5 protein-coding genes are annotated in these 6650 nt (G+C 68.0%); all 5 read left to right on the top strand.

Features of this window, described 5'->3' with window-relative positions; translation table 11 throughout:
• Positions 1-105 precede the first annotated feature (105 nt).
• Genes ACT3S2_RS12670 through ACT3S2_RS12650 form a run of 5 tightly spaced genes read left to right on the top strand, consistent with a single transcriptional unit; the run spans position 106 to position 6641 of the window.
• Positions 106-1323 carry a sarcosine oxidase subunit beta family protein gene (locus tag ACT3S2_RS12670; RefSeq protein WP_444555534.1) on the top strand — a complete coding sequence of 406 codons (1218 nt, stop codon included), beginning with the start codon at positions 106-108 and terminating at the stop codon, positions 1321-1323.
• 24 nt (positions 1324-1347) lie between these two features.
• Complete coding sequence (locus tag ACT3S2_RS12665) at positions 1348-1677, top strand: sarcosine oxidase subunit delta (protein WP_444555535.1); 330 nt, start codon at positions 1348-1350, stop codon at positions 1675-1677.
• Positions 1674-4604, top strand: coding sequence for a sarcosine oxidase subunit alpha family protein (locus tag ACT3S2_RS12660; RefSeq protein WP_444561766.1), 2931 nt, complete (start codon positions 1674-1676; stop codon positions 4602-4604). Before ACT3S2_RS12665 ends, ACT3S2_RS12660 begins: the two co-directional genes overlap by 4 nt.
• Positions 4597-5241 carry a sarcosine oxidase subunit gamma gene (locus ACT3S2_RS12655; protein WP_444555537.1) on the top strand — a complete coding sequence of 215 codons (645 nt, stop codon included), beginning with the start codon at positions 4597-4599 and terminating at the stop codon, positions 5239-5241. Before ACT3S2_RS12660 ends, ACT3S2_RS12655 begins: the two co-directional genes overlap by 8 nt.
• Positions 5241-6641, top strand: a complete 1401-nt coding sequence (locus tag ACT3S2_RS12650) for an L-serine ammonia-lyase (RefSeq protein ID WP_444555538.1) — start codon at positions 5241-5243, stop codon at positions 6639-6641. The genes ACT3S2_RS12655 and ACT3S2_RS12650 overlap by 1 nt, the downstream gene beginning before the upstream one ends.
• Positions 6642-6650 lie beyond the last annotated feature (9 nt).

The following is a 6650-nucleotide window of genomic DNA, read 5'->3' as shown; positions in this document are numbered from 1 at the left end:
TGCGGCGGTCCTTGACGGCTTGAAGGCCAGGGTCACCGCCTTGGCCACCGCCCACCCGCTCTACCCGGAACTTCCCCTTCTCTCTTCCACGATTGGAGCCTGATCATGGCCGATCTGCTGCCCGAGCACCCTGAATTCCTGTGGCGCAATGCCGAACCCAAGCCCTCCTATGACGCAGTGATCGTCGGCGGCGGCGGACACGGCCTGGCCACCGCCTACTATCTTGCGAAGAACCATGGAATGACGAACATCGCCATCCTGGAACGCGGCTGGCTGGCCGGCGGCAACATGGCCCGGAACACCACCATCATCCGTTCGAACTACCTCTGGGACGAGAGCGCGGCGCTGTACGAGCACTCGCTCAAGCTCTGGGAGGGCCTGCCCGAGGAGCTGGACTACGACTTCCTGTTCTCCCAGCGCGGGGTCATGAACGTCGCCCACACCCTGCAGGAAGTGCGCGATTCCAAACGCCGGGTCAATGCCAACGCCCTGAACGGGGTGGACGCCGAATGGTTGGAGCCGAACCAGGTCAAGGAGCTGTGCCCGATCATCAACACCGGGGACGACATCCGCTACCCGGTCATGGGCGCGACCTACCAGCCGCGGGCCGGCATCGCCAAGCACGACCACGTCGCCTGGGCCTTCGCCCGCAAATGCGACGAGATGGGCGTGGACATCATCCAGAACTGCGAAGTCACCGGATTCGTCAAGGACGGCAACCGCGTGGTCGGCGTCGAGACGAGCCAAGGACGCATCCTCACCGACAAGGTGGGCTTGTGCGGGGCAGGACACTCCTCGGTCCTGGCCGAAATGGCGGGTTTCGACCTGCCGATCCAGTCCCACCCGCTGCAGGCCCTGGTCTCCGAGCTCTTCGAGCCGGTCCACCCCACGGTGGTCATGTCCAACCACGTCCACGTCTACGTTTCGCAGGCACATAAGGGCGAACTGGTCATGGGTGCCGGCGTGGACCCCTATAACGGCTACGGCCAGCGCGGTGCCTTCCATGTCATCGAAGAGCAGATGTCGGCCGCGGTCGAACTGTTCCCGATCTTCTCCCGGGCGCACCTGCTGCGCACCTGGGGCGGCATCGTCGACGTGACCATGGACGCCTCCCCCATCGTGTCCCCGACACCGATCGAGGGGATGTACGTGAACTGCGGCTGGGGCACCGGTGGCTTCAAGGGAACCCCCGCGGCCGGCTACACCTTCGCCCACACCATCGCGACCGGGGAAGCGCACCCGCTGAACGCCCCGTACGCGCTGGACCGCTTCGAGACCGGACAGCTGATCGACGAGCACGGCGCTGCCGCCGTCGCCCACTAGCACCCACTTCCAGAAGGACTTCCCATGCTGCTCATTGAATGCCCCAACTGCGGGCCACGCGATGAAACCGAATACCACTACGGCGGCCAGGCCCATGTCGCCTATCCGGAGAACCCGGACGAGCTGACCGACAGCGAATGGTCGCGCTACCTCTTCTACCGCAAGAACCCCAAGGGCATCTTCGCCGAACGCTGGAACCACGCCGCCGGCTGCCGCAAATGGTTCAACGCATTGCGGGACACCTCCACCTATGAAATCCAAGCCATCTACCAGTTGAACGAGCCGAGACCCGATATCGCCTCCCCCGAGCTGATCCACGCACGGCAGAACACCCCCGAAGGAGGAACACGATGAGCCCCACCCAGCCCGCAGCGCCGCTGGCAGGCCGCCTCGGCGCCGACCAGGTCCAGGGCCACGGCATCGACAGGTCCCGGACCATCAGCCTCACCCTCGACGGGCGGGCCCTCGAAGCCCACCCCGGTGACACGGTGGCCTCGGCCGCCCTCGCCGCCGGCCGGATCGGCTGCGGCAACTCGCTGTACCTGAACCGCCCGCGCGGCATCCTGGCCGCCGGCGTCGAGGAGCCCAACGCCCTGATCACCGTCGCCTCCCGCTTCGCCGGGCAGGTCGACGAGTCCATGCTCCCGGCCACGGTCACCCACGTGACCGACGGGATGAAGGCCAACTACCTCAGTGGTCTGGGGGTCATGGATCCACGCCGTGACGAGGCCTACTACGACCGCAAGTACGTGCACACCGACGTGCTCGTCGTCGGCGCCGGCCCCGCCGGGCTGGCCGCCGCCCGCCAGGCGTCGGACTCGGGGGCGCGCACGATCCTCATCGACGAACAGCCGGATCCGGGCGGATCGCTGCTCTCCTCCAGCACCGAGGAGATCAACGGCACCCCCGCCGCCCGGTGGGCCGCGGACACCGCCGAGGAACTGGGCCGGGGCCAGGAGTTCACCTATCTGAACCGCACCACGGCCTTCGGCGCCTACGACGAGAACTACATCATCGCCGTCCAGCGGCGCACCGACCACCTGGCCGAGGATCCGGGGGCCGGGGTCTCCCGCGAACGCATCTGGCATATCCGGGCCAAGCAGGTCGTGCTGGCCACCGGCGCCCATGAGCGTCCGCTGGTCTTCGCCAACAACGACCGCCCCGGCGTCATGCTTTCCTCCGCGGTGCGCAGCTACCTGAACCGTTACGGCGTCGCCGCCGGTTCCCGGGTCGTGGTCGCCACGACCAACGACGCCGCCTACGCCACGGTCGCCGACCTGCATGCGGCCGGCGTCGTCGTCGCCGCGGTCGTCGACTCCCGCACCGAGGCCTCGGCCGAAGCCTCGAAGGTCCTGGCGGCCACCGGCGTCCGCTCGCTGCTGGGCTCCGCCGTGGTGGACACCGCCGCCGACGGGTCGGGCCGCGTCGCCTCGGTGACCGTCACCGCGGTGGACCATGACGGTCAGGCCACCGGCACCGCCGAAGAGATCGACGCGGACCTGCTGGCGGTCTCCAACGGGTGGAGCCCGGTGGTGCACCTCTACAGCCAGCGCCAGGGCAAGGTCGCCTGGAACCAGGAGCTCGCGGCCTTCGTGCCGGGCAAGCCGCTGAAGAACATGCACACGGCCGGCGCCTTGAACGGTTCCTACGATCTGGCGTCCTGCCTGTCCGAGGGCCATGCCTCCGGTGGCGAGGCCATCGCCGCCGTCGGGCATTCGGCTTCCGTCGCCGCCGCCTCGACCGCGGCCTGCGACATCGCCCCGTCCCGGCCCTTGTGGCTGGTCCATGGCACCGGAGGCAGCGAAGGCGAATGGGACACCCATTTCGTGGACCTGCAACGCGACCAGACGGTCGCCGACGTCGTCCGCTCCACCGGGGCCGGCATGCGCTCGGTGGAACACATCAAGCGCTACACCTCGATCAGCACCGCCAACGACCAGGGCAAAACCAGTGGCGTGGCCGCCATCGGCGTCATCGCCGCCGTCCTGGGCATCGAGGAGCTCGGGGAGATCGGCACCACCACGTTCCGGGCGCCCTACACCCCGGTCGCCTTCGCCGCCCTGGCCGGCCGCCAGCGCGGACAAATGCTCGACCCGGCCCGGTTTACGTCCATCCACCCCTGGCATCTGGCCCATGGGGCGGTGTTCGAGGACGTCGGCCAGTGGAAGCGTCCGCGCTACTTCCCGCTGGACGGCGAGGACATGGATACCGCGGTGCAGCGTGAATGCGCGGCCACCCGTGAATCCGTGGGCTTCCAGGACGCCACCACCCTGGGCAAGATCGAGATCCGTGGCCGCGACGCCGGGGAGTTCCTCGGGCGGATCTACACCAACGGGTTCAAGAAGCTCAAGAACGGGATGGGCCGTTACGGCCTGATGTGCACCCCCGACGGGATGATCTATGACGACGGGGTGACCCTGCGGCTGGAAGAGGACCGCTACTTCATGACCACCACCACCGGTGGGGCGGCGAAGATCCTGGACTGGCTCGAGGAATGGCTGCAGACCGAGTGGCCGGAACTGGATGTGGTGTGCACCTCGGTGACCGAGCAGTACTCCACGGTCGCCGTCGTCGGGCCCAAGTCCCGCGCCGTGATCGCCAAGCTGGCCCCCGATCTGGACCTGACCAACGAGAACTTCAAGTTCATGGCCTTCCGCGAGACCACGTTGGCCAGCGGGATCCCGGCACGGATCTGCCGGATCTCCTTCTCCGGTGAACTGGCGTTCGAAATCAACGTCTCGTCCTGGTACGGACTCAAGGTGTGGGAGGACGTCGCCGCGGCCGGCGCCGAATTCAACATCACCCCGTACGGCACCGAGACGATGCACGTGCTGCGCGCCGAAAAGGGGTTCATCATCGTCGGGCAGGACACCGACGGGACCGTCACCCCGCAGGACGCCGGCATGGACTGGGTGGTCTCCAAACTCAAGGACTTCATCGGCAAGCGCTCCTATGCCCGTGCCGATACGGCCCGCGAGGACCGCCACCATCTGGTGGGGGTGCTGCCGGTGAACAAGACCACGCTGTTGCCCGAAGGGGCGCAGCTGGTCACCTCCGGAACACCCATCACCCCCCAGCAGGGTCCGGTGCCCATGGAGGGCCACGTGACCTCCAGCTACCGCAGCCCGGCCCTGGGCCGAACCTTCGGTCTGGCCTTGGTCAAGAACGGCCGCAACCGCATGGGCGAGGTCGTGCAGTCCCTGTTGGACGGCGAACTCGTCGACGTCGAAATCGCATCCCCCATCCTCTACGACCCTGAAGGGAGCCGTCGCGATGGCTGAGAACACCTTGGAAGCACCCTCCGTGAGCCAGGAGGTCGCCGCGCTGCGCACCAGCCCGGTCGGCTATCTGGCCCGGAACATGGCCGCCGGCTCCGTCGCCGGTGAACGGGGCGTCGCCCTGCGTGAACTGCCGTTCCTGACCCAGATCGGCCTGCGGGTCGTGCCGGGGTCGGCCACCGCCCGGGTCATGGAGTCGGCGCTGGGACTCTCCCTGCCGCAGCGCGTGGGCGAGGTCGGCGGCGACCAGGACCGCGCGGTCCTGTGGCAGGGACCTGATGAGTTCCTGCTCGTCGGGCCCCCGGACAGCGTGGACGCCGCTCCCCTGGCCGAGCTGCTGGGCGACGGCGAAGGCGCCCTGCCCGGCTCCGTCGTGGACCTGTCGGGGAACCGCACCACGCTTGAACTCTCGGGCCCCTCGGCCCGGTCGGTCCTGGAGAAGGGGTGCCACTTCGATATGCACCCCTCGGTCTTCGCCACCGGTTCAGCCGTCACCACGACCATCGGCCCCGTGCCGGTGATCTTGTGGAAGACGCAGGAGGACACGTTCCGGATCATGCCGCGCGCCTCCTTCGCCGATTACATGGTGCATTGGCTGCTCGATGCCATGCTCGAGTTCTCGGCGGCAGAGGTGGCCTGATGGCACTGAGCACCCTGGACCTGTTCTCGGTGGGAATCGGTCCCTCCTCCTCCCATACGGTCGGTCCCATGCGGGCGGCCCGGCGGTTCACCGCCGGGCTGGCCGCGGACTCCCTGCTGTCCTCGGTGGCCCGGGTCAAGGCCGAACTCTTCGGCTCCCTGGGGGCCACCGGCATCGGCCACCATTCCGATCAGGCGGTGATCCTCGGGTTGGCCGGACATGATCCGGCGACGGTCGATACCGCCATCGCCGGGGAGCTGGTGGCCTCCTGCCTCCGCGAGGGGAGGCTGCCGCTGGGCGGTGGCGCCGATATCGGATTCAACGATGAACGTGACGTGGTCCTGCACCGGCGCAAGTCGTTGCCCGCCCACCCCAACGGCATGGTCTTCCAGGCCTTCGGGGCGGACGGGGCGACGATCCGTCAGAGCACCTACTACTCCATCGGCGGCGGGTTCGTGGTCGACGACGTCTCGGCTGAAGCCGACCAGCTCGTCTCCGACGAGACCCCGTTGCCGCATCCGTTCAACACCGGCGGCGAGCTGCTGGCCGCCTGCCAGACCTCCGGACTGTCCATCGCAGAAGTGATGATGGCCAACGAGAACTCCTGGCGGCCCGAGGCGGAAACCCGGGCCGCCCTGCTGCACATCTGGTCGGTGATGGAGGAATGCGTGGAAAACGGCTGCACCCGTACCGAGCCGGTGCTGCCCGGCGGGCTGAAGGTCCGCCGTCGTGCCCCGGAGTTGCGGGAGAAGCTGCGCCAGCAGGAGGCGGAAGGCCGCATCAACGGGCTGGAACCGGCCGACCCGCTATGGGCGATGGAATGGGTGAACCTCTACGCCCTGGCGGTGAACGAGGAGAATGCCTCGGGTGGGCGCATCGTCACGGCGCCGACCAACGGGGCCGCCGGCATCATCCCGGCGGTGCTGCACTTCTATGCGCGGTTCATCGACGGCGCGGACGAGGACGGGATCGTCACGTTCCTGCTCACTGCCGCGGCCATCGGCATCCTGTTCAAACAGAACGCGTCGATCTCCGGCGCCGAGGTCGGCTGCCAGGGCGAAGTCGGGTCGGCCTGTTCGATGGCTGCGGCGGGCATCTGCGCGGTGCTGGGCGGCACCCCGGAACAAGTCGAGAACGCGGCGGAAATCGGAATCGAGCATAACTTGGGGCTGACCTGCGATCCCGTGGGCGGGCTGGTGCAGATTCCGTGCATCGAACGCAATGCCATCGCCTCGGTCAAGGCCATCAACGCCGCCCGGTTGGCCCGCCACGGTGACGGCGAACACCGGGTCACCCTGGATCAGGCCATCGAAACGATGCGTCAGACCGGGGCGGACATGAAGGATAAGTACAAGGAAACCTCGCGCGGCGGACTCGCCGTGAACGTCATCGAGTGCTGAGCAGCCCTC

Origin of the sequence: Arthrobacter sp. AOP36-A1-22 (assembly GCF_052377615.1) — a bacterium.
GTDB lineage: Bacteria > Actinomycetota > Actinomycetes > Actinomycetales > Micrococcaceae > Arthrobacter_H.
This window is presented reverse-complemented; position numbering and strand designations above follow the sequence as displayed.